Source organism: Amycolatopsis alba DSM 44262 (genome assembly GCF_000384215.1).
GTDB classification, from domain to species: domain Bacteria; phylum Actinomycetota; class Actinomycetes; order Mycobacteriales; family Pseudonocardiaceae; genus Amycolatopsis; species Amycolatopsis alba.
The window spans coordinates 7,209,803-7,232,744 of the sequence record NZ_KB913032.1; the positions used below are offsets into that span (position 1 = coordinate 7,209,803).

Sequence of the window (22,942 nt, forward strand, 5' to 3'; positions counted from 1 at the left end):
CGCGGATGTCCGGCCCTGTCCTCGGCGCCGCTATTCGCCCCAGTCCTCTTCGACCTCCGGCGCCATCGCGACCACCAGCGGGTCCTTGGTGACCACTTCGAGCTCGCTGAGACAGTCCGGACACTCGACGATCTCGTTCTGTCGCGCGGAGTCCTGGACCTCGATGGCCCCTTCGCACTCCGGGCACGCTGTCGCCGTCATTACGCCTCCTCAACCCAGCACCAGCAGTGAAGGCCCAGCATGTGCCGGGAGGCCGTCCCGCGACCAGTCGGGGAAGTCCCCGACTGGAACGCCGTGTCAGGCGAAGCGCGACATGCGGTTCAGGGTCCGGGTGTAGTCGGCCAGAAGGGCGGTCGTGCGGGTGGTGAGGCTGCGGGCCGCGGCGGCGGGATCCTCCCGGCCGGCGGCCACGATGATGCGTACCGCCGACCAGTGGTGCGCGATCCGGTCGACCTCCCTCGCCAGTTCGGCCAGTGCCGGTTCGGCGAAGCGGCGGGCGGCGGCGGCCAGGTGATCGCCGTGCAGTCCGGACACCGCGAGTGCGGTGCCTCCCACCACGAACACCTCGTCGACCACCGCCGGGTCACCGTCGGCGAGCCGGGCGGAGGAGTCGGTCAAGAACCGGCGCAGGCCGGGAAGTCCGTGGTACTCCTGGCCTCCGTCGCCGTCCCCGGTGTACCCGGCGACGTTCGCGGTGAGCACCGCGCTCAGCCGGTCACGGTCCAGTTTGGGCAGCGGATGCTCCACACCGACCTCCAGCCACCGGTTTCCGATGGGCCGGGCGGTGAAGAACAGGTCCCGGTCGTGGACGACGGGGTTCGCCGAGTCTCGGGCGGCGGTCAGCTCCGAAATCGTGATCTCGCCCTGGAATCGCGGCGGCACCGAGTCGATCACCAGCGCCACGCCGCGTTCGTCGTCGAAGCCGTACACCACCAGAAGATGGTTGGTGTGCACGTCTCGATAGGCCGGCCGGAACGGCAGGTGGTAGTTGTCCGCGGCCACCGCCACCGGCTGCCCCGCCGCCACCGCGGCCCTGACCTCCTGCCAGCCCTGCTCGGCGTCGGCGGGCTCGTGCCAGGTCGAGGTGATCGGGTGATGCGGCGCGATGCTGGCGAACAACGAGCCGCGCAGGCAAGGGAAGTAGTACTCCTCGCGGCGGACGTCCCCGGCCCGGTAGCCGAAGCCCCAGCCCGCGCCGAGCACGTCGATCGGATCGGCCCCGTGGAAGCCCAGCAGCACCCCCGCGGTGGTCTGCAGGCAGTGGCCGAGATCGTGGCGCCAATGCTCGATCCCCGGCAGTTCGACCCTCATACCGCCACCCTCTCCCCCGCCTGCAGCGTGATCGCGAACAGGTGCAGCGCCGGATTGTCCGGCAGTTCCAGCGCCACGACGCCGTCCGGCACCGACAGCGGGACCCGTTGCGCCCAGATCGCCGGGGCGGTGGTCCGCTGGACGTGCCGCGGGTAGTGCATCGTGGCGCACCGGTAGGCGAGCAGTTCGCCGAACCGCGGCTCGGTCTCCGGCCAGAAGTCGGACATCCGCAGCCACTGCGGCCGCACGGTGCCATCGGCGTACCGCAGCAGCAGCGGGTCCTCGGTGCGGCGCTCGGCGGCGCCGAGTACGTGCACCCAGTCCCACCGGCCTTCGGGGACGTCGATCCGCTGGCCGCGGCAGCGGACGTTGTCCCGCCCGTCCGGGGCGCGCTCGGGGAACCGGAACGGCACCCCGCCGACGACGGAGGTGGCGCCCGGCGACGGCAGGTCCGCCGCGGGAAAGCTGTTGCCCCAGATGTTGAACCCGGCGGCGGCGAGGTCTCCGACAGTGCTCAGACCGGTGTTGTTGACGTGTTCCAGCAGCGAAAGGCTCCGCATCCCGGTGTCCGCCATCACGCGACCCCCTCGGCCCGTCGAACGTCCACAGAGGACTCCAGAAGTGCGAACGCGACCACACGGGCATCGGCCAGCACGGGCAGCACGAGCGCGGTCAAGTCGTCACGCCTGGCGACCCCGATCCTGGCGAGCACGGTCCCCGGCCGGTCCGCGGACTCCTCCGGCAACGGCCGCAGGAACTCAGGGTCCGCCCCGCCGCGGTAGTGCAGCCAGACGGTCTCCTCCCAGCCGGTTCGCGGAGCGCCTTCCAGCAGCAGGCACACCCAGTCGTACCGGCCGGGCGGGATCTCCCAGTGCTGTCCGGCGAGCGGCAGGTCGCAGGCGGTGAATCCCATGCGCATCTCAGCCGGCGCTCAACGCCGAGGGAAGCCTGCGCAGCACGTAATCCGCGTACGCGCCGACCAGATCGGTGTCGAGCACCTCGACCGCGCCGTGGAACTCCGGGGTGTGGTTGACCTCGTTGACGTAGAACCGGCCGTCACGATCTTCGAGCACGTCGATGCCGTACACCCCTTCGCCGATCGCCTCGGCGACCGCCACCAGCAGCTTCACCAGCTCGTCGCTGGGATCGCAGCGCTCCGCCCGTCCGGTGCGCGCGGTGTTCGTGCGCCATTCGTCGGACACCTTGTAGATGACGCCGACCACCTCACCGCCCATCACATACGCCTTGATGTCGCGGCCCGGCTTGTCGACGTACTCCTGCGCGTACACCACCTGATACTGCGGGCTCGCCAGCGCGGCCCGGTGCTCCATCAGGGTTTCCGCGGCCTCCCTGTCCTTCGGCCGCGACGCGAGCCGTCCCCACGAGCCGATGACCGGCTTGATCACCATCGGGAAGCCGAACTCGGTCAGGCCGTCGAGAGCGTGGTCCGGCGACAGGCTCACCATCGCCTTCGGCACCGGCAGCCGCGCGTCCTGCAACGCGAGCGCGGTGAGCAGTTTGTCCCCGCACAACGAGATGACGTCGTAGCTGTTGACCACGGTCAGCCCGGCGTGTTCGAGCAGCCTGGTGCCGTAGACGTTGCGGGTGTGCGAGATCTCGCGGCTCAGCGCCCCGGCGTAGGGCAGCTCGCGCCCGTCGAGCCGGAACGGGTGCCGCCGGGAGTCGATCACGTCGAGGACGGCGCCCCGCTTTTCGAGCGCCCCGAGGATGAGTTTCTCTTCAAGGCGGATACGGGAAGCCAGTACGGCAATGGGAGTGGGCATCGGAGACTCCAGCGTCGGGGTAGACCCGGTACCGGACCGGTACCAGGGCCGAGAACGGCTCAGGCCGGGTTGAGATCCACGAGCAGCATGTCGCGCACGGCCCGGCCGCCGGTGCGGTCGCGGACCGAGATCGGGGATGCCTCGTGCCAGAGGGCGGTGTCGTCGACCAGCACCGAATCCAGCGGCTCGGTCAGGGTGAACCGCACGTCGGGGTGCCCGTCGCGATAGATGCTGGACTCGCCGCCCGCGCTGTTCTCCTTGCGCAGCAAGTGCATCCCGACGAACGAGTGACCGTCACGGTGCCTGCCCTCCGGGGTGGGCAACCCGCTCTCCCCGGTCCGCGCGACGATGCGGATCAGGTGCAGTCCGACCGTCCATTCAGGACTGTCCCGCACCCTGGACGCGAGCGCCAGGTCAGTGGACACCAGCGCGTGCAGGCAGCTGTCGGCCAGCGTCTCGGGCGGGATCGGGGCGAACATCCGCTCTTGTTCGCGCCACATCGGGATGCTGTCCTGCCGGAACGACCGATGCGGCAACGGGCTGAGCGACAGCCCGGCATCGGTGGACACCGCGTGCAACCTGCCGTAGCGCCGGTAGCGGTAGAAACCGCCGTCGACGAGCTGGTCGTCCTGTCTCAGTTCTTCCCAGCCCGCCCGGAACCCGGCGAATTCCGCGCCGAGCACGTCGATCGGGAAGTGTGCGCCGGACAGCCGGACGAACCCTTCCGCCGCCAAGTCCGCGGCCAGTTCCGCCGGGTCGGCGAAGGCCGTCCCGCGATACGGCGGAGCGGGCCGCTCCGGAGTGAAGACTTCCTCGGTCATCGATCCGCTCCCCTTTCCTGGTTCGTGCGCCCTTCCGCACGACCGGCGAGCACCGCCGAGGCGAGCTCTTCGACACTGTGCTTTCCCAATATCACGGGGATCGGCAGCTCGACCCCCGCGTGGCGCGCCCGCTGGAACACGGTCATCGCCCGCAGCGAATCACCGCCGAGCGCGTAAAAGTCGTCCTGGACCCCGATCTCCTCGACACCGAGGACCTCCGACCACAGCCGCGCGAGCAGCAGCTCGGTCGGCGTCCGCGGCGCCACGGCCGCACGCTCGGTCCGGCCGAACTCCGGTTCCGGCAGCGCCGCCCGGTCGACCTTCCCGTTGACGGAGTTCGGCAGTGACTCCATGGCCACGAACACCGCGGGGACCATGGCCGGGGTCAGCCGGTCCGCGAGCAGGATCCGCAGCCGCTCGGCGGACGGCGCCTCGCCGTCGTGGCCCACGAGGTAGGCCACGAGCTGGACCGCCCCCGTCGGATCGGGACGGGCGACGACCACGACGTCGGCGACGCCCTCGCAGTCGCGCAACGCCGCCTCGACCTCACCCGGTTCGACCCGCTGGCCGCGCACTTTGAGCTGGAAGTCGGCGCGACCGCAGAACTCGAGCAGGCCGCCGCCGATCCAGCGCGCCAGGTCACCGGTCCGGTACATCCGCGATCCCTTGTCGCCGAAGGGATCCGGCACGAATCGCGCGGCGGTGAGGTCGGGCCTGCCCGCGTATCCCAGCCCCACCTGACCACCGCCGAGGTACAGCTCCCCCACCACCCCCGGCGGCACCGGGGACAGCCACCGATCGAGCACGTACGCCGTGGTTCCCGGCTCCGGGCCGCCGATCGGCACCCGCGTCCCGAGTGGTTCGGCGACCTCGTGCAGGGTCACGTCGACGGCCGCTTCCGCCGGGCCGTAGGTGTTTATGAGCCGCACGCCGGGAAAGGCCCGCAGGAAATCGCCCGCCAGAACTGCGGACAGCTCCTCCCCGCTGGCCATCACCACCCGCAACGCGGGATACCGGCCCTCGACACCGCAATCGAGAAAAGCACGCAGCATCAACGGCACGAAATGGCAGATCGTCACGCCGTGGCGCTCGATCGCACCATGCAGATAAACCGGATCGCGGTGACCACCAGGCTCCGCGAGCACCATCCGCGCCCCGGTCAGCAAGGGCCACACCAGCTCCGGCACCGACACGTCGAACCCGATCGGCGTCTTGATCAACGCCACGTCGTGTGCGGTCAGGTCCAGCCGTCGCTCGAACGTCCGCAGCCGATTGATCAGGCCGCCGTGAGTGTTCACCACACCCTTCGGCGCACCCGTGGAGCCGGAAGTGAACAGCACATACGCCGGATCGTCCGCGCCGAGCGCGACAGGCGGTCGCCCGGCAGGCTGCGCGGCGATCTCCCGCGCGAGATCACCGTCATCGAGACGAACACGGTCGACATCGGCGGGCAGCAGCTCGTGCAAAGACTCTGTCGTCAGGACCTTCACCAGATCGGCCTCGGCGACCATCCGCGCCAAGCGTCCGGCCGGATTGCCGGGATCCAGCGGGACGTAGACACCGCCCGCCTTCCAGATCCCCCACAACGCCACCACCAGATCGACACTGCGCTCCAGGCAGACACCGACCCGCGACCCACGTTCCACACCCTGGCCGCGCAGCCACCACGCCAGCCGGTTCGCGCGCTCTTCGACCTCGGCCACCGACAGCGCCTCGCCACCGTCCATGACCAGCGCCTTCTCGGCACCCGCCCGGTCCGCGGCAGCCTCGAACCACTCGACCGTCGTCGGATGCCCCGCGGGCAACTCGCCGCCGGAGGCCCAGTCCGTCACCAGCGCCGACTCGCGCGACGGCATCACCGGCAGTCTCCACACCGGACTGTCCACATCGGACACCGCGCTCCGCAGCACCTCGGTCAGCCCGGCCAGCAGACCGGCCGCGGTGGTCCGGTCGAACAGTTCGGCGTCGAAGTCCAGGATCACACTCAGGCCGCCGCCAGTGGTGGGCGCGATGTCCAGGCCGAGATCGAACCGGGTGCCGCGTGGGGCGGGCAGCCGTTCCACGGTGACACCGGGCAGCCGTAACGGCTCGCCGGGGGTGTTGTCCAGCGCCAGCATGGTTCGCACCAGCGGCGGCCGCGGGCCCTGGTGGTCCGGGTCGGCCTCCTGGCTGATCCGCTCGAACGGCACGTCCTGGTGCGCGTACGCCGCCAGGCACACCTCCCGCACCCGGACCAGCAGCTGCCGGAAACTCGGGTCGCCGGTGAGGTCCACCCGCAGCGGCAGCGTGTTCACGAAGAAGCCGACGACGCGGTCGAGTTCGGTGCTGCCGCGCCCGGCGACCGGGGTGCCGACGACGATGTCGTCCTGCCCGGACCAGCGGTGCAGTACCACCGCCCAGGCCGCCGTCAGCGTCATGAACAACGTCGCGCGCTCGGCTTCGGCCACCGTGGCCCACCGCTCGACCAGCCCGGCGTCGAGGTCGGCGGACACGCTGTCACCGAGGAAGCGGGAACGCGCCGGACGCGGGTGGTCGGTGAACAGTTCCAGTGGCTTGGCCCCGGCGAGTGTCCGGCGCCAGTGGGCGAGCTGCCCGGTGAGCACCTCGCCTTCGAGGAAGTCCCGTTGCCATACCGCGAAATCCGCGTACTGCAGTTCCAGCTCCGGCAGCTCGGGGGCGCGGCCTTCCAGCTGCGCCGCGTAGACCTCGCCGAGTTCGGCGACCAGTACGCCCAGCGACCAGCCGTCGACCACCACGTGGTGCATGCACAGCAGCAGCACGCACTCCCCCGGCTCACCGTCGAGCACCCGCAGCAATGCGGACCGCAGCAAGGGCGGCGCGGCGAGGTCGAACTCGGGCTCGGTCACCGCGCGCATCGCCGCGTCCAGCCCGTCGCGGGTCGTGTCCACCACGCTCAGCGGGGCCACCGCGGTGGCCAGCGCCACCTGGGTCAGCGCACTGTCGGCACCGACCTCGACACCGGTCCGCAGCACCTCGTGGCGATCCACCAGGAACTGCAGTGCGGCCCTCAGGGCGGGGACGTCGACCGTGCCGGTCATCCGCAGCGCGCCGTTGATGTGATAGGCCGCCCCGGACCCCATCTGGTGCAGCAGCCACAGTCGTTCCTGGCCGAAGGAGGCGGGGAAGACGAACGACTCCGCGATCGCCTGCTGGTCAGTCATCGGCGTTCTCGCCTTTCGTCACGTCCGGCGTGGTGGGGGCCCGGAACCGGGAGCGGTCGAGTCTCGGGATAGCCGCCACCGGCCGGGCAGGCGCCGCCGCGTCGACCAGTCCGGCCACGTTCGCGACGGTGCCCGCCTCGAAGAAGTCGGCCAGTTCCAGTTCCACCTGGCAGGCCGCGCGGATCCGGTGCAGGATCCGGACCGCGAGCAGGGAGTGGCCGCCGAGTTCGAAGAAGTCCTCGTGCACGTCGAACCCGGCGTCGATACCCAGCAATTCGGCCCAGATCTCCGCGACCCGGCGCTCGGCCTCGGTCCGTGGTCCGACCGCCGGTCCGGCGGCGGGTACGACGGTCTCCGGCAGGCCGGTCGCGCCCGCGCCGGCGGTTTCGGCGACGGGTTCGGGCGCGTCGACGATTTCCACCAGCCCTTCGGCGGTCCGTCGCGCCCGATCGCCGGTCGCGTACAGCCTGGCGCCCGTACCGGACGGATCCGGCACGAACCGTGCGGCCGTCAACGCCGGTCGGCCGGTGAACCCCTGCCCCGCGACGACTCCGCCGAGGAACAGCTCCCCCACGACACCGATCGGCACCGGGGCCATCCACCGGTCCAGCACCTGTGCTCCCGTGCCGCCGGGGGCGGGAGCGGTCGCCTCCGTCAGCGGCAGGTCCCACACCGGGCGGGTCGGCTCGGCCACGCCCGCCCGCGCCACCGCCAGCACCGCGGCCACCAGCCGCCGGGCCGAGGACGCCGTCAGCACGTCCGTCGAGAACTCCGCGAAACCGGCGAGTCCCCCGTCTTCCGCCGGGGACAGCTCGATCTCGAGTTCGAACTTGGCGGTGCCGGTGTGCACCGGCAGCACGTCCATGCGCACCCCCGGCGGCTCGACCACCCGGCGCGGAGTGTTGTGGAGCACCAGCATGTGCCGGATGATCGGGGACCGGCTGAAGCCGTCCCGGTCCGGCCGGATCTCCCGCACCAGCTGTTCGAACGGCAGGTCCTGGTTCGCGTAGGCGCCGACGCAGGCCTCCCGCACCCGGCCGAGCAGCTCCCGGAAGCCCGGCGCGAGCGGCACGTCGACCCGCAACGCCAGTGTGTTGACGAAGAAACCGACCAGGCCTTCCAGCTCCGTGCGGGTGCGCCCGGCGATGGCCGTCCCCCACACCACGTCCCGGCGTCCCGACCACCGCGCGAGCACGATCGCCCAGGCCGCGGCCAGCACCATGTACAGCGTCGCGCCTTCGTCGTCGCCGATGCGGCGCAGGGCGGCGACCAGTTCCGCGGGAACGGTCACCGGTACGACGTCACCGGAGAACGCGCGGTCCGGGCGAGCCGCGGCGTCGGCGGGCAGCTCCACCGCCCGCGCCCCGGCGAGCCGCTCCCGCCAGTACGCGAGCTGGCCGGTGAGCGCGCCGCCGGAGACGTAGTCCCGATGCCACGAAGCGAAATCGACGTAACGAGTCGCCAAGGGCGGCAGCGCCGCCTTCGTCCCGGCGCACAGCGCGGCGTAGACGAGGGCGAACTCACCGGCGAGGATGCCGAGCGACCACCCGTCCACGACGATGTGGTGCACGCACAGCAGGAGATGCCAGTCGTCCGGCGCGATCTGGAACAGCATCGGCCGCAGCAGGCACGGCCCCGCCAAGTCGAACGGACGGCGGCAGGCGAGCCGGACTTCGTCCCACAGCACGTCTTCGCTCACCTGGGCGAAGGGCACGTCGACCGTCACCGCCTCGGGCGGGTGCACGATCTGCACGACCCCGCCCTCGTCGTCGACGCGCAGTCCCGTGCGCAGCGCCTCGTGCCGCTCGACGAGCACACGGACGGACTCGCGCAGCGCGGCCACGTCTACTTCGCCCCGCATCCTGAGCGTGCCGGCGACGACGTACAGCGCGCTGTCAGGGTTGAGCTGTTCGAAGAAGTACAACCGTTCCTGCGCATGCGAAGCCGGGCTCTGCGCTTCGTCGGCCGGGCGACGGGGGATCCCGTCTGCGGCCTTGCCGATGCCCGCTTCGTCTAGACGTCGCTGGAGTAGTCGATACTGGTCCGCGGAGAGCGATCCGGGTGCCATGGCGCCGAAACCTCCTTCGTGAGGCCAGTACAGCCGAGGATGTCCTGCCGCAGTTGCGTGAGCATCGAGGTCGCGTTGTCCCGCGGGAAGAAATGCCCGCCGGGGAACGTGCTGACCCGCGCGGTGCCTTCGACCTCCGCCAGCCAGCCGACGGCTTCCGCCTCACCGGCCAGCGGGTCGTCGGCGCCGAGGTACACCCGCAGGTCGCAGCGGAGCGGCGGCCGCGGTTCCGGCCGGAACTCGTTCACCACCGTCAGATCCGCGCGGAGGATGGGGAGGATGTACTCCAGGAACAGCGGATCCGGCGGGGTGTCCGCGGGCAGGCCTTCGGCGCGGGTGATCAACTCGATCAGGCCCTCATCGGAGGTTTCGCTGCGCCAGTTCGGCGCGTGCAGGCTCCCTGGAGCCGCCGCGGCCGCCACCACGAGTCCTTCGGGCAGCCACCCCCTGGTGGCGCGGAGGGTCCGGCAGAGCTCCCAGGCGACGACGGCGCCCATGCTGTGCCCGAAGACGACCAGCGGCAGTTCGTCGAGCCCGTCCAGTTCCGGCAGCACGCCGTCGATGAGTTCCGCCATGTCGGTGATCGGCCGTTCCATGCCACGATCGCCGCGGCCGGGCAGTTCCACCCCCACGACGTCGATCTCGGCACCGAGCGGCTCACCCCAGTTCTGGTAGATCCTGGCCGAACCGCCGCCGGGCGGCAGGCACAGCAACCTCGCCCTTGCCCGCCCGGATCGGGAGAAATGCCGCAGCCACTCAGTCACGCGATCAGATTCGCCGGATCACGTGCCGGGAACAAGTCAGTGAGTGTCCCGACAAACCCGGCCCGGCAGGCATTTCCGGCGGTCAGCTCAGCCCCGCCGACTCCTCGACCACCCGGAGCACCTCCGCCGCGGAATCGGCGAGATACATGTGTTCCCCCGGCAGCTCCCGCAGGACGAACTCCCGGCTCGTCGCCTTGGCCCATTCCCCGGCCTGTTCGGCCGAAACCAGGCTGTCGTCCCGGCCGCGGACCGCGGTGATCGGTGCCGCCAACGGGGTATCCGTGCCAGGGCGGTAGTTTTCGTGCATCTCGACGTCGGCGCGCAGCGTCGGCAGCACCATCTGGCGCACCTCGGGATCTTCCAGTGCCGCGTCGTGGTGCCCGGCGAGTTCGCCGACCCTGGCGACGAACTCGCTGTCGGGCAAGCCGGTCGCCCGGAGTTCCCGCCGCGTCCACGGGCCGGGAGAACCGCTCACCACCAGGCTGACCACGGTGACCGACGGCGTCCCCGCGAGCAGGTGGCCCAGTTCGTAGGCGAGCACGGCGCCCAGGCTGTGGCCGAACAGCGCCACCTGCCCGGCGCCGCCGATCTCCGTCAGCAGACCGGGCAGCAGGTCTTCCGCCGCCTGGCGCACATCCCGGTACGGTTGCTCGCGGATCCGCCGCTCGCGGCCGGGCAGCCGGACCGGGACGATCTCGAGGTCACTGTGGGCCAGCGTGCGCCACGGCCGGAAGAACGCGGCCCCGCTCCCGGCGAACGGCGCACACACCAGCGGAATACGGCTCATGGGTTCTCCGGTCTCTTCACCTCGCCGGCTACAGCCGGTCGCGGACCTCTTCGTCGGACATGGCGCTCACCTCGAGGACCAGCTCGGCCACGGCGTCGGCGTCGATTCCCTCGACGGTGCCGAGCTCGCGCAGGTACGTCGCGACCGCACGCACCGTGCGCGCCGCGAGGAAACCGGGGATGTCCAGCTTGACCCGCAGCAGCTCGCGGACCCGTGACACCGCCTGCGTGGCGAGCAGGGAATGGCCGCCCAGCTCGAAAAAGTCGTCCGTGGTACCGATCCGCGGCACCGGGAGCAGTTCGGACCACACGTCGACGAGCAACTGCTCCAGCGCGCCCGCGGGGGCCGTGTAACTGGTTTCCGGCCGGTCGGCACCGGGTGCGGGCAGCGCGGCCCGGTTCAGCTTTCCGCTGGGCAGCAAGGGAAGCTTGTCCAGTACCAGGTAGGCCGACGGCACCATGTGGTCCGGCAGCCGGTCGGAAAGATGGGCGCGCAGCTCCGCGGCGGTCGGCCGGTTGTCCCCGTTCGGCGTCACGTAGGCGGCCAGGCGGCGTTCGCCGACGGCGTCGGTGTAGGCGACGACCACCGGCTCGGTCACCGACGGATGCCCGGACAGCACGTTCTCGATCTCGCCGAGTTCGATCCGGAAGCCCCGGATCTTGACCTGGAGGTCGAGCCTGCCGAGGAAATCGAGGTCCCCGCTTGCCAGGAACCGCGCGTGGTCGCCCGTCGCGTACATCCGGCCACCCGGCTCCGGGCTGTACGGATCCGGCAGGAACCGCTGAGCGGTCAGGCTTGGCTGGTGCCAGTAGCCGCGGCCCGGTCCCGCGCCGCCGATGAACAGTTCCCCGGCCACGCCTGGCGGAGTCGGCTCGCCGTGCTCGTCGAGCACGTAGAGCCGGTGGTTGGGCAGCGACCGGCCCCAGAGCACGCCCGCCGGGCTGCGCTCGGCGACCGGGTGAAAGGTGCTGCAGTAGGACGCCTCGGTCATCCCGGCGAGGTTGAGCAGCCGCACACCGGGCACCAGCTCGGCGAGCCTGCCGGGCAGCGCCGGGGGCATGCGGTCCCCGCCGAGCCCGACCGCGCGCAGCACGACCCCGTCCATGCCGCCGCGCCGGTAGGCGTGGTTGACCAGCATGTCCAGCAGCGCCGGCGCGGAACTCCACGCGGTCACCCGCATGGTGCGCAACAGTTCGAGCAGCTGCTCCGGGTCGGTGGTCTCGATGTCGCTGGGGACGACGATCGTCGCACCGGCGGCGAGTGTGCCGAAAACCTCGTACACCGACATGTCGTAGTTCAGCGAGGAGATGGCGAGCATCCGGTCGGCCGGGGTCAGCGCGTAGGCGCCGTTGACGCCGTTCAGGGTGTTCGCCACCCGGCCGTGCTCGTTCGCCGATCCCTTGGGACGCCCGGTCGAGCCGGAGGTGTAGATGACGTAGGCGAGGTTCGGCTCGGCGACCACCGCGGGAGGGCGCTCGGCCGGGTACCCCGCGATGCGGTCCGCCTCCACGTCGAGGCAGACCAGGCGGGTGTCCTCGGCGTCGTCGCTGGTCCGCACGCGCTCGGGGTCTGCCACCGAGGAATGGGTGAGCACCAGGGCCGCACCGGCGTCCTCGGCCATGTAGGCGACGCGGCGGCGGGGGTAGTTCGGGTCGAGCGGGACGTACCCGGCGCCCGCCTTCAGGATGCCGAGCACCGCGACGATCATCAGTTCCGACCGCGGCAGCGAGATCCCGACCAGCTGCTCCGGCCGGACCCCTTCCGCACGCAGGAACCAGGCGAGCCGGTTCGCGCGCTCGTCCAGTTCGCGGTAGGTCAGCACCTCCTCGCCGAAGGCCACCGCCTCCGCGTCAGGGGCGAGATCCACCTGTCGTTCGAACAGGCCGTGCAGGGTGCCGGCGGTCTTCGCGGGCTCCGCCGAACCTCCACCGCTCGCGACGTCGATCATCTCCGCCAGTTCGCCGGGCCCGGCGATCGGCAGCCGGGAGACGGGCGTCTCCGGATCGGCCAGCCCGGCGGCCAGCAGCAGCTCGAACGCGGCGACCATCCGGCGGACGGTGTCCGCTTCGAACAGGTCCGAGCTGAACTCCGCCCGGCCGTCGAGACCGCCGTCGGTGGTGGGCACCAGATCCAGGGTCAGGTCGAATTTGGTCGACTCGGTGCGCAGGTCGAGCTCGCTCACCTGCAGTCCCGGCAGCCGCAACCGGGCCATCGGCACGTTCCGCAGCGCGAGCAGGGTCTGCACCAGCGGGATCGAGCCCGCCGAACGGTCCACTCCGGACTCGGCCACCATCCGCTCGAACGGGACGTCCTGGTGGGCGTACGCGGCGAGGCATTCGGCACGCGCGGCCCGGACGAGTTCGCGGAAACTCGGGTCGCCCGAGGTGTCCATCCGCAACGGCAAGGTGTTCACGAAGAACCCGACCAGCGGCTCGATGTCCACGTGCCCCCGGTTGGCGATCGGCGAGCCGATGATCATCTCCTGCTGCCCGCTCCACCGCCGCAACAGCACGGTGTACGCGGCGAGCAGCACCATGAATTGGGTGGCCTGCTCACCTTCGGCGAGTTTTTCGACGGCGCGGACGGTGTCCGCGCCCAGGCGCAACGGGACCGACTCCCCCGCCGAGGACCTCGCCGCGGGGCGCAACTTGTCCGTCGGCAGCTCCAGCACCGGCGCGAAGGCCAGGTGATCACGCCAGTACGACACCTGCTCGTCGAGCTCGCCGTCGTTCACCCGTCCTCGCTGCCAGACGGCGAAATCGGCGTACTGCACCGGCAACTCCGGCAGCGGGGACTCCTCGCCCGCCACGTACGCCTGGTACAGCGTCGTCAGTTCTTGTTGCAGGACACCGATGGACCAGCCGTCCGAGACGATGTGGTGCGTGCTCAGCAGGAGTACGTGCTCGGTGTCGCTCACCTTGAGCACACAGGCCCGGATCAACGGGCCGGCGGCCAGGTCGAACGGCAGCCGGACCTCCTGCTGGTACCGCTCGCGCACCTCGGCCTCGGCGGCCTCGGCCGACCGGTCGCTCAGATCCACCAACGGGATGGTGAGCGGCTCGGCGTCGTGCACGAGCTGGCCGGGAACCCCGCCGCGATCGGTGAACGTCGTGCGCAGCACCTCGTGCCTGCGCACGATCTCGTCGAGAGACCGCCGCAGCGCTTCCACCTGTAGCACGCCGGTGAACCGCACCGCCGCGGGCACGACGTAGGCGATCGACCCCGGATCGGTCTGTTCGAGGTACCACAGGCGTTCCTGCGCGTAGGAACACGGCAACGGGTCACCGGTCCGCGCGGTGACGGGGATCGCCGACGCCACCGCGGCCCGGCGCGCCAGTTCCGCCGCCACCAGCCGCCGTTTTTCCGGCGACAGGCCGCGCAGGACCGCGTCGAGGTCGGTGTCCACATCCGCACCGTGCTGACCGGCACCGGTCATTGGCCACTCCAGGCTTGATGGCTTCGAGAACATCGCGGGGCGTCGCCAGGATCATCGACGCGGGTGCGGGCCGACAAGTCCGGGATCAGCCCTACAACACTCACGACAGCCCGGCCGAAGCGTGCTTGAGCGGACGGCACGCGTGCTTGGATGGACGACACGCGTGATGTCCGTCCAAGCACGCGTGTCGTCCATCTGATCACCAGCAGCGAGCGCGGCCGCCGTCCGCCGACGTCGCGAAAGCATCCTTCGCGACACGGCCTAGCCGGGTGGCTTCAGCGTCAGGTGGTTCTTCGTGGCTGCCGTGACCGCGTCACGGCCGAACGCCCACGCGGTGGACTCGCCGCGTTGCCAGAGCGGCATCTGGTCGTCGTAGTGCTCGTCGAACGCGTGCCCGGACGCCCCGGTGAGGTTGATCCAGCGCGAGGAGTCCAGGTTCGCCCAGTCGACCACCATGCGCATGGACGGGACCCAGTTGACGTCGTAGCCCTTCTTGGCGTTCCAGCCGGCGGCGTTGATGGTGGCCGGTCCGCCCCCGAGCTCGTACGGCCCGCGGTTGAGCAGCCACTGCACCGGCGCCGGGCCGGTGCCGAGGGTCTGGTTCTTCAGGGTGAGCCGGTGCAGCTCGCCCCAGCGCCAGGCGCCGGGGTCCGCACCGAGGCGATCGGTCAGTTCCTTGGCCGCGTCGTCCATCGCCGCGCCCAGCATGGCGTCGCGGCCACGCAGGCCGCGCGGGTCGGTGGTGTTGTGCCAGAACTCGTCGTCAGGACGGTCCAGCAGGCCACGGACCACCTCGAACCACTGGCCGCCGCCGTCCACGTCGACCTTCGGCGCGCCGTTGGTCAGTTTGTCGGTGAACATCAGCCGCAGCAGGTTTCGCCAGACGGCGTTGAAGTAGGCGGCGGGCGCCGAGTCGGCAGGCTGGGTGAAATCCCAGCCCCGCAACAGGTTTCTTGCCTTCTCGGTGTCCTTGCCGACCTGGGCGGCCAGCAGGCGCGGGGTCAGCGTCTCGGCGTTGACGTTGTAGGTGTCGAGCTGGATCCGCTGCATCGCGGCGACGTCGAGCTTGCCGCCCTGTTTGATCAGGTCGGTGATCCGCTGGCTGCGGTTGCCGTCGCCCCAGGCCTTGGTGATCAGGTACGGGTACGACGGGTCGGTGACCGCGTTGTTCGCGTTGACGAAGTACCCGCTCGCCGGGTCCAGCGCGCTGGGCAGCGCGTCGAACGGGATGTAGCCCGTCCATTCGTACTCGTCGGTCCAGCCCGGTACCGGATACCGGCCGTCGCCCTGTTTGCGGACCGGGATCAGGCCGGGGGCCTGATAACCGATGTGGCCGAACCGGTCGGCGTAGAGCATGTTCTGCGCCGGGGCCGCGAACTTCGACGCGGCCTGGCGGAACGTGTGCCAGTCGCGGGCGGCGTCCAGTTCGAAGACGGCGTCGAGGGTGCGGGCGGGCTGCAACGCGGTCCACTTGATGGCGACCGCGTATCCGCCGCCCACCGGATCGGCCCCTGGTGACCGGCCGCTCTGCCCGGCGGACTTCAGCCGGTCGACGACGTCGGAAAGGATCGGCCCGTGCCCGGTGGAGCGCACGGTGATCACCCGGTCCTTGCCGCCCGCGACCTTGATCACCTCCTGGCGTGTCTGCAGCGGGACCTTCCGGCCCTGGTATTCGTAGTCCCCGTCGGTCACCCGCTCCAGGTACAGGTCGGTGTCGGCGGGGCCGAGGTTGGTGAGGCCCCAGGAGATGTCGGCGTTGTGCCCGATGATGACCCCCGGCATGCCGGAAAAGCCGAATCCGGACACGTCGAACGGGCAGTCCTTGCCGACCGAACGGCAGTGCAGGCCGTTCTGGTACCAGAGGCTCGGCATCTGCGGGGCGAGGTGAGGATCGTTGGCCAGCATGGGTTTCCCGCTCGCGGTGAGCTTCCCGGAGACCACCCAGCCGTTGGACCCGATGCCCTCGCCGCGCGGGCCGAGCACGTCGTCGAGCGCCGTCGACGCCTCCGCCGCGTCGCGCAGCGCGCCCGCCATGTCCCCGGTGCCGGGGTCCGCGGACGACGGCGCGGTGCTGCCCCCGCCGACCGGTTTCGGGTCGCGGCTGGTCTCGCCGGGCTGCACGGTGGGTTCCCAGCGCTGGAAGTCGTAGTCCGGGTACAGCTGCCGGATCGTCTCCGGGGGCATGACCGCGGCCAGCATCGCGTGCCGGGCCTGATCGGTCACCGTGCCGTTGAGATCCCACGCCATGGCCTTCAGCCAGGCGACGGAGTCGGCCGGGGTCCAGGGTGCCGGGGTGTAGCCGGAGTTGATCACGCCGAGCACGGTGTACTCCAGGCTCAGCCCGGTCCCGCTGTGCTCGGCAAGGTAGGCGTTCACGCCGTCCGCGTAGGCCTGCAGGTAGTCCCTGGTGCGCTGGGACAGCAGCGGAAGCTCCTGCTCGGCCACCTGGCGCCAGCCCATGGTCCGCACGGTCGAGTCGGTGACCACCTGGCTCTCGCCGAAGAGCTCCGAGAGCCTGCCGGAGGTGATGTGGCGACGGACGTCCATCTCCCAGAACCGGTCCTGGGCATGCGTGTAGCCCTGGGCGAGGAACAGGTCGTGCGGATTGTCGGCGTAGATCTGCGGCACGCCGTAGCCGTCGCGCAGCACCTCTGCCGGGCCGGTCAGCCCCGGCACCGCGAGCGTGCCCTCCACGGTGGGGAACGAATGCCGCACCGCCCACGTCACGTAGAGACCGGCACTGGAGACGATCACGATGAGCACGACGACGAGCGACCAGGCGATGGTCCGCAGCCGTCGCCAGCCCCGGCGCCGCTTGCGGCCGGGGTCGGCCGGCTCGCCCTGGGGTGCCTCGGTTTCGGTGTCCACGGTGTTCAGCGCGTCGCCCACCCCCGCAGGATCGTCCGCGGCCGCCGGGTGGAGTAGCCGGGGATTCTCCTGACTGCCGTCGGTATCCGCGTGGTGCGACCCTTGCCGGGTCCATCGCGCGGGCCGGGCGTTGCCGCGTGACCACGCACCCGACCCTGGGGACGAGTGAGATGGCCATCGACGCGGCCGCCAAGGCCGAAAGCCCGCGACGGCTGCGGTCCCAGCGGGACTTCCGCCGGTTCTGGACCGGGGACCTGGTCTCCCAGTTCGGTTCCCGTATCACCGAGTTCGTGCTGCCCCTGCTGGTGGTGACCGTGCTCGACGGCTCGGGCACGCAGGTCGGCCTGTTGCAGGCGTGCTACATGGCGCCGTTCTTCCTGCTCCCGCTGTTCGCCGGGGTGTGGCTGGACCGCCGGACCAAGCGGCCGGTGATGATCGTCATGGACTTCGGCCGGTTCGTGCTGGTGATGGCGGTCCCGCTGCTGGCGCTGTTCGGGTTTCTGACGCTCCCGCTGCTCTACGTCGTCGCGATCGCGGGCGGGGTGATGACGGTGCTGTATGACATCGCCGCGACCAGCTACGTGCCCCGGCTCGTCAGCGCGCAGCACCTGACTTCGGCCAACAGCGCTGTTTCGGTCAACCTGGCGGTCAGCGCCACCGCGGGCCCCGGTCTCGCCGGCTGGCTCAGCGGGCTGTTCGGCCCGGCGGGCACGCTCGTGTTCGACGGGTTGTCCTATCTCACCTCCGCCAACGCCCTGCTGCTCATCCGGCACCGTGAGGTCGTGCCGGAACGGAAAGCGGACCGGGATCCACGCCGCGAACTCACCGAAGGGCTGCATGCGGTCCTCCGCAATCCGCCGGTGCGCGCCCTGGTGACCCACGCCGGGATCTACAACGCCGGTTCCGCGATGATCGTGGTGGCGTTCCTGATCTACTTCGTGCGGGTACTCGGCCACGATCCGGCTGTCTACGGCGCGGTCATGGTGGCCAGCGGGATCGGCGGCATCGTGGGCTCGCTGGGCATCCCGATCCTGATCCGGCGACTCGGCTACGGCCGTTCGCTGCTGGTCTCGCTGGTGTTCTCCACCAGTTCCTATTTCCTGCTGCCGCTGGCGGACGGCGGGAGCGGCGACATCCTGATCTGCGGGATCGGCCTGTTCCTCGGCGTGACCGGGTCGGCGAGCGGCAGCGTGATCGCGCTGACCGTGCGCCAGCGGTCCACGCCGAGCGCGCTGCACGCCCGGATGAACGCCAGCTACCGGTTGATCAGCTTCGGCATGTTGTCGATCGGGGCGGGCACGGCCGGTTTCCTCGTCGACGCGTTCGGCGCCAGGGCGGTGCTGTTCCTGGCGCCGTGCCTGCTGGTGCTGTCGGCCGTCCCGGCGGCGAGCCGCCCGATCCGCACCCTGCGCACCCTCCCGGACCTCGGCTGACCCCGCGCGCCCTGCGCCCGAAGTCCGTGAAGGCCTCCTTGAGGGACCAGTATTTGCTCACTCATTGGTGCGGTTGGTGGTCGGGTGTGGAGGATTTGGGACGTTCGGCGTCCTGAATCTTCCACGCTCGGTCTCGTTGATGAGGGATTTGGGATAGTGAACGTCTCAATCCTTCACAGGCGGGCGCTGTTTCGTCTTGGTGCCGGGCGGGGCTTGTGCTGGGCAGCGGTGTGGTCGACGGGGGAAAATTCCGGCCGTTGAACGTCCGGAATCTTCCGTTGATCAAGGTCTGTGACCGGAATACACCCGCGCAACTACCACCCTCGCGCAGGTCAGGCATAGGTGAACAAAGTCCGTGAAGGGGGGACGGAGGGTCAGCGGTAGGAGCGGAGGAGGTCCCGCAGGCAGGTGGTGCCGAACTCCAGTGCCTCGACCGGGACCCGTTCGTTGGCGGTGTGCAGCATGCCGCGGTAGTCGACCCCGGCGGGCAGCCGCAGCGGAAGCCAGCCGTAGCACCGGATACCCAGCTGCGCGAACAGCCGGGCGTCGGTGGACGCCGGTGACACCATCGGCAGCGGGGTCGCGCCGGAGTCGGCTTTGGTGAGGATCTCGGCCATGGTGTCGTAGAAGCCGCCGAACTCCGGTTCCGCGATCAGCTCCGGGCGGACCATCGACCCTTCCAGCAGCAACTCGAACTCGGCGTCGTGGCCGATGAGGTCGCGCAGTTCGCCGGTGAAGTCCTCGACGGTGAACCCGCCGGGCAGCACCCGGCCGTCCAGGTCGACGGTGATCTCGCTGGGGACCACGTTGATCTTCTCGGTGGTCCGCACGATCGTCGGGTTGGCGGTGTGCCGGAGCACCGAGTCGAGGCGCAAGGCCTCGGTCAGCGGCAGGCCTTCCGGGCGAGGGTCGCCCGCCTGGTCGGCCCGGTACCGGGCGACCCCGGACGCCATCGGCTCCGGCAGCGCGGCGGCCAGCGCGGCGAGCATCCGGTCGGCGGCCTGGGTCTGGTGCCGCGGCAGCCTCGTCCCGCTCAGCGCGGTGAGCAGCTTGCCGAGCCGCGCCATCGGCGTGTCCGGCGGGGTCAGCCGCGAACCGTGGCCACCGGGGCCGCGCAGGGTCACCCGGAGCCAGCAGGCCCGTTTTTCGGCCACCACGATCGGATGGAACCGCAGCCCGGCCAGATCGACACCGGCGCCGCCCTCCTCACCGATGGCGTACCGCACCCCGTCGAACAGGCCGGGATGCCGGTCCACCAGATAGCGGGCGCCGACAGCGCTGCCCGCCTCCTCGTCGGCCACCACCGCCAGCAGCACGTCACCCGCCGGCCGTTCCCCGGCCGCGGCCAGCCGGGACAGCGCGGCGAGCATCATCGCCAGGCCGCCCTTCATGTCGATCGCGCCGCGGCCCCAGACGTGGTCGTCGACGATCCTGGCCTCGAACGGCGGATGGTCCCACTTCTGCCCGTCCACCGGGACCACGTCGGAATGCGCGTGCAGCAGCAGCGGCGGGGCCTCGCCCCGGCCGGGGAAGCGGGCGACGAGGTTGGTGCGCAAGGGATCCGGCCCGAGGACCGTCAGCTCCGCCCCGCTGTCGGCCAGCAGCCGCTGCAGGTAGGCGACGACCTCGCCTTCGCGGCCCGGCGGGTTGGTGGTGTCGATCCTGATCAGGTCCTGCAGCAGGGGCAGCGGATCGCTGGCGAACTCCGGCGGCATCGGCGCGGGCTCCTTCGGGTCAGTCGAGCAGGGTGCGGATTCTGGTGGCCAGCGTCCGCACGTCGCCGTCGTCGGGGCGCAGGACCAGGTCCGGCCGCCGGGGCGACTCGTACGGTGCGCTGATCCCGGTGAAACCGGGGATCTCACCCTTGCGGGCTCGTTCGTAGAGGCCCTTGGGATCGCGTGACTCGCAGACCGCGATCGGGGTGTCCACGAAGACTTCGAGGAACGGCAGGCCCGCTTCGTCGTGGTTCGCGCGCACCCGGTCCCGGTCGGCCCGGTACGGGCTGATCAGCGCGACGATCGCCACCGCGCCCGAGTCGGCGAACAGCCGCGCGACCTCGCCGACGCGCCGGACGTTCTCGGCGCGGTCCTCGGCGCTGAAGCCCAGGTCGGCGTTGAGCCCGAGCCGGATGTTGTCCCCGTCGAGCAGGTAAGCGGGCTTGCCGTCGTCGATCAGCGACCGTTCGAGCTCGGCGGCGATGGTGGACTTGCCCGACGCCGAAAGGCCGGTGAGCCACACCGTGCAGCCACGAGTGGCTCGATGGCTCCTGGTGACCGTCGCGCGGTGTGGCACCACGGTCGGCGCGGCCTCGGCCGGGCGGAGGACCATCCCGGCGGCGACGGTGTCGCCGGTGTTCTCGTCGATGAGGATGAAACTGCCGGTGGTCCGGTTCCGCTCGTAGGTGTCGTAGGCCAGCGGGGTCTGGGTGTGCAGGCTGATCCGGCCGATCTCGTTGAGGGACAACGATTCCGCCGTCTCGTCGCGATGCAGCGTGGTGACGTCGATCCGGTAGCGCAAGCTGTGCACGGTGGCCCTCGCCTGCTGGGTGCTGTGCTGGACGAGCAGCCGCGAGCCCGCGGTGAGGGTGCCGCGGTCGCTGAACCAGCAGACCATCGCGTCGAGATCGCGCCCGACCTCCGGCCGGTTGCCCACCTTGCAGATCAGGTCGCCGCGGCGCACGTCGAGTTCGTCGGCCAGCCGCACGGTCACCGCCTGCCGCGCGAACGCGTACGCCGCTTCCTGTCCTCCAGGGGCGTGAATCGCTTCGACGGTCGAGCCGACACCCGACGGCAGCACGACGACGTCGTCGCCAGGGCGGAACACCCCACCGGCGACGGTTCCCGCGTACCCGCGGAACTCGCCGTGCCGCGCCACGTACTGCACGGGCAGCCGGGCGTCGATCAGGTTGCGGGCGGCGGCGAGATGGACCTGTTCGAGATGCTGCAACAGCGGAGGACCGTCGTACCACGGCATCTGCGCACCGGGGAACACGACGTTGTCCCCGTGCAGGGCCGACATCGGCACGAAGGTCACGCCGGTGACCCGAAGCTTCATCGCGAACTGCTCGAACTCCTCACGGATCTGCTCGAAGCGCTCGGACGACCAGTCCACGAGGTCCATCTTGTTGACGCACACCACGAGATGCCCGATGCCGAGCAGGCTGGCGAGGAAAGCGTGCCGCCTCGACTGCTCCAGCAGCCCCTTGCGCGCGTCCACCAGGATGAGCGCGAGATCGGCCGTCGACGCCCCGGTGACCATGTTGCGGGTGTACTGCAGATGCCCAGGGGTGTCGGCGATGACGAACCGGCGCCGGGGCGTGGCGAAATAGCGGTAGGCGACGTCGATGGTGATGCCCTGTTCCCGTTCGGCACGCAGTCCGTCGGTGAGCAGGGCGAGGTCGAGCTGGTCCGCGCCGCGAGCGCGGCCCGCCCGTTCGATCGATGCCAGCTGATCGGTGAAGATGGCTTTGGAGTCGTAGAGCAGCCGTCCGATCAGGGTCGACTTCCCGTCGTCGACGCTTCCCGCCGTGGCCAGTCGCAGCAGCTGTACCCGAGACCGCACTAGAAGTACCCCTCCCGCTTCCTGTCCTCCATGCCGGTTTCGGAGATCCGGTCGTCCGCGCGGGTCGCCCCTCGTTCGGTGACCCGGCTGGCGGCCACCTCGGCGACCACTTCCTCCGGCGTGCCCGCGGTGGATTCGACGCATCCGGTGCAGGTCGCGTCGCCGACGGTGCGGAATCGCACCGTGGCCGGATACGGCTGTTCCCCTTCGGCCAGCGTCAGGTACGGGGTGTGCGCCAGCAGCATCCCGTCACGCTCGACCACCTCGCGCCGGTGGGAGTAGTAGATCGACGGCAGGTCGATCCGCTCGTCGCGGATGTAGGACCAGATGTCGAGTTCCGTCCAGTTCGACAGCGGGAACACCCGCAGGTGCTCGCCACGGCGGTGCCTGCCGTTGTAGAGGTCCCACAGCTCGGGGCGCTGCGTGCGCGGATCCCACTGGCCGAACTCGTCACGGAGGCTGAACACCCGTTCCTTGGCCCGCGCCTTCTCCTCGTCACGGCGCGCGCCGCCGAAGACGGCGTCGAAACCGTGCTCGGCGATCCCGCGGATGAGGGTGGTGGTCTGCAGGCGGTTACGGCCCGCGCCGGGACCGGTCTCCTCCACCACCCGGCCCGCGTCGATGTCGTCCTGCACAGAGCTGACGAGCAGCCGGACGCCGGTCTCCCGCACGACCCGGTCGCGGAACTCGATCACCTCGTCGAAGTTGTGCCCGGTGTCGACGTGCAGCACCGGGAACGGTGGCGGCGCCGGCCAGAACGCCTTGACCGCGACGTGCAGCATCACCATCGAGTCCTTGCCGCCGGAGAACAGCAGCACCGGACGTTCCAGTGTCGCCGCCACCTCGCGGAAGATGTGCACCGTCTCGGCTTCCAGCGTGTCGAGATGCGAGATCTCGTAACTCTCGGTCGTCGTCACTTCCGGCCGC

16 protein-coding genes are annotated in these 22,942 nt (G+C 70.6%); 1 reads left to right on the top strand and 15 read right to left on the bottom strand.

Going from position 1 to position 22,942, the window contains the following annotated elements:
• Positions 1 to 30: 30 nt before the first annotated feature.
• The 12 genes from AMYAL_RS0133875 to AMYAL_RS0133930 all read right to left on the bottom strand — a co-directional run bounded on the left by AMYAL_RS0133875 (position 31) and on the right by AMYAL_RS0133930 (position 17,042).
• A complete protein-coding gene (locus tag AMYAL_RS0133875) occupies positions 31 to 201 on the bottom strand; it encodes a hypothetical protein (RefSeq protein WP_020635739.1) in 171 nt (56 codons plus the stop codon).
• Between the two features lie 96 nt (positions 202 to 297).
• Positions 298 to 1,311: a BtrH N-terminal domain-containing protein gene (locus AMYAL_RS46720; RefSeq protein ID WP_020635740.1), complete on the bottom strand. Its 1,014-nt coding sequence runs from the start codon at positions 1,309 to 1,311 to the stop codon at positions 298 to 300.
• Entirely contained in the window at positions 1,308 to 1,889 is a 582-nt protein-coding gene (locus tag AMYAL_RS0133885) for a hypothetical protein (protein WP_209447264.1), read from the bottom strand. The genes AMYAL_RS46720 and AMYAL_RS0133885 overlap by 4 nt, the downstream gene beginning before the upstream one ends.
• Positions 1,886 to 2,224, bottom strand: a complete 339-nt coding sequence (locus AMYAL_RS0133890; protein WP_020635742.1) for a hypothetical protein — start codon at positions 2,222 to 2,224, stop codon at positions 1,886 to 1,888. Before AMYAL_RS0133890 ends, AMYAL_RS0133885 begins: the two co-directional genes overlap by 4 nt.
• Before the next feature lie 7 nt (positions 2,225 to 2,231).
• Positions 2,232 to 3,095 carry a RimK family alpha-L-glutamate ligase gene (locus AMYAL_RS0133895; RefSeq protein WP_020635743.1) on the bottom strand — a complete coding sequence of 288 codons (864 nt, stop codon included), beginning with the start codon at positions 3,093 to 3,095 and terminating at the stop codon, positions 2,232 to 2,234.
• Positions 3,096 to 3,154: 59 nt separating this feature from the next.
• Positions 3,155 to 3,916: a 2OG-Fe dioxygenase family protein gene (locus AMYAL_RS46725; protein ID WP_020635744.1), complete on the bottom strand. Its 762-nt coding sequence runs from the start codon at positions 3,914 to 3,916 to the stop codon at positions 3,155 to 3,157.
• On the bottom strand, positions 3,913 to 7,098 hold the full coding sequence (locus tag AMYAL_RS46730) for a non-ribosomal peptide synthetase (protein WP_020635745.1): 3,186 nt from the start codon (positions 7,096 to 7,098) through the stop codon (positions 3,913 to 3,915). Before AMYAL_RS46730 ends, AMYAL_RS46725 begins: the two co-directional genes overlap by 4 nt.
• The gene (locus AMYAL_RS0133910) at positions 7,091 to 9,166 is read right to left on the bottom strand and encodes a condensation domain-containing protein (protein WP_084702197.1); all 2,076 of its coding nucleotides are present in this window, start codon (positions 9,164 to 9,166) and stop codon (positions 7,091 to 7,093) included. The genes AMYAL_RS46730 and AMYAL_RS0133910 overlap by 8 nt, the downstream gene beginning before the upstream one ends.
• Positions 9,112 to 9,930: a thioesterase II family protein gene (locus AMYAL_RS46735; RefSeq protein ID WP_084702198.1), complete on the bottom strand. Its 819-nt coding sequence runs from the start codon at positions 9,928 to 9,930 to the stop codon at positions 9,112 to 9,114. Before AMYAL_RS46735 ends, AMYAL_RS0133910 begins: the two co-directional genes overlap by 55 nt.
• A gap of 82 nt (positions 9,931 to 10,012) precedes the next feature.
• Positions 10,013 to 10,717: a thioesterase II family protein gene (locus AMYAL_RS0133920; RefSeq protein WP_020635748.1), complete on the bottom strand. Its 705-nt coding sequence runs from the start codon at positions 10,715 to 10,717 to the stop codon at positions 10,013 to 10,015.
• Positions 10,718 to 10,745: 28 nt separating this feature from the next.
• Positions 10,746 to 14,153 carry a non-ribosomal peptide synthetase gene (locus tag AMYAL_RS0133925; RefSeq protein ID WP_020635749.1) on the bottom strand — a complete coding sequence of 1,136 codons (3,408 nt, stop codon included), beginning with the start codon at positions 14,151 to 14,153 and terminating at the stop codon, positions 10,746 to 10,748.
• Between the two features lie 261 nt (positions 14,154 to 14,414).
• Entirely contained in the window at positions 14,415 to 17,042 is a 2,628-nt protein-coding gene (locus AMYAL_RS0133930; RefSeq protein ID WP_020635750.1) for a penicillin acylase family protein, read from the bottom strand.
• A gap of 116 nt (positions 17,043 to 17,158) precedes the next feature.
• Between AMYAL_RS0133930 and AMYAL_RS0133935 the strand changes: the two genes are divergently transcribed.
• On the top strand, positions 17,159 to 18,454 hold the full coding sequence (locus AMYAL_RS0133935; RefSeq protein WP_143267878.1) for an MFS transporter: 1,296 nt from the start codon (positions 17,159 to 17,161) through the stop codon (positions 18,452 to 18,454).
• 374 nt (positions 18,455 to 18,828) lie between these two features.
• Here the strand turns inward: AMYAL_RS0133935 and AMYAL_RS46740 are convergent, their stop codons facing one another.
• The 3 genes from AMYAL_RS46740 to cysD are packed head-to-tail and all read right to left on the bottom strand — an operon-like array spanning position 18,829 to position 22,932.
• The gene (locus AMYAL_RS46740) at positions 18,829 to 20,169 is read right to left on the bottom strand and encodes a M20/M25/M40 family metallo-hydrolase (RefSeq protein ID WP_020635752.1); all 1,341 of its coding nucleotides are present in this window, start codon (positions 20,167 to 20,169) and stop codon (positions 18,829 to 18,831) included.
• A gap of 19 nt (positions 20,170 to 20,188) precedes the next feature.
• Positions 20,189 to 22,015 (bottom strand): adenylyl-sulfate kinase, encoded by a 1,827-nt coding sequence (cysC, locus tag AMYAL_RS0133945; protein ID WP_020635753.1) that lies wholly within the window; start codon positions 22,013 to 22,015, stop codon positions 20,189 to 20,191.
• Positions 22,015 to 22,932, bottom strand: a complete 918-nt coding sequence (cysD, locus tag AMYAL_RS50165; RefSeq protein ID WP_020635754.1) for a sulfate adenylyltransferase subunit CysD — start codon at positions 22,930 to 22,932, stop codon at positions 22,015 to 22,017. Before cysD ends, cysC begins: the two co-directional genes overlap by 1 nt.
• Between the last annotated feature and the right edge of the window lie 10 nt (positions 22,933 to 22,942).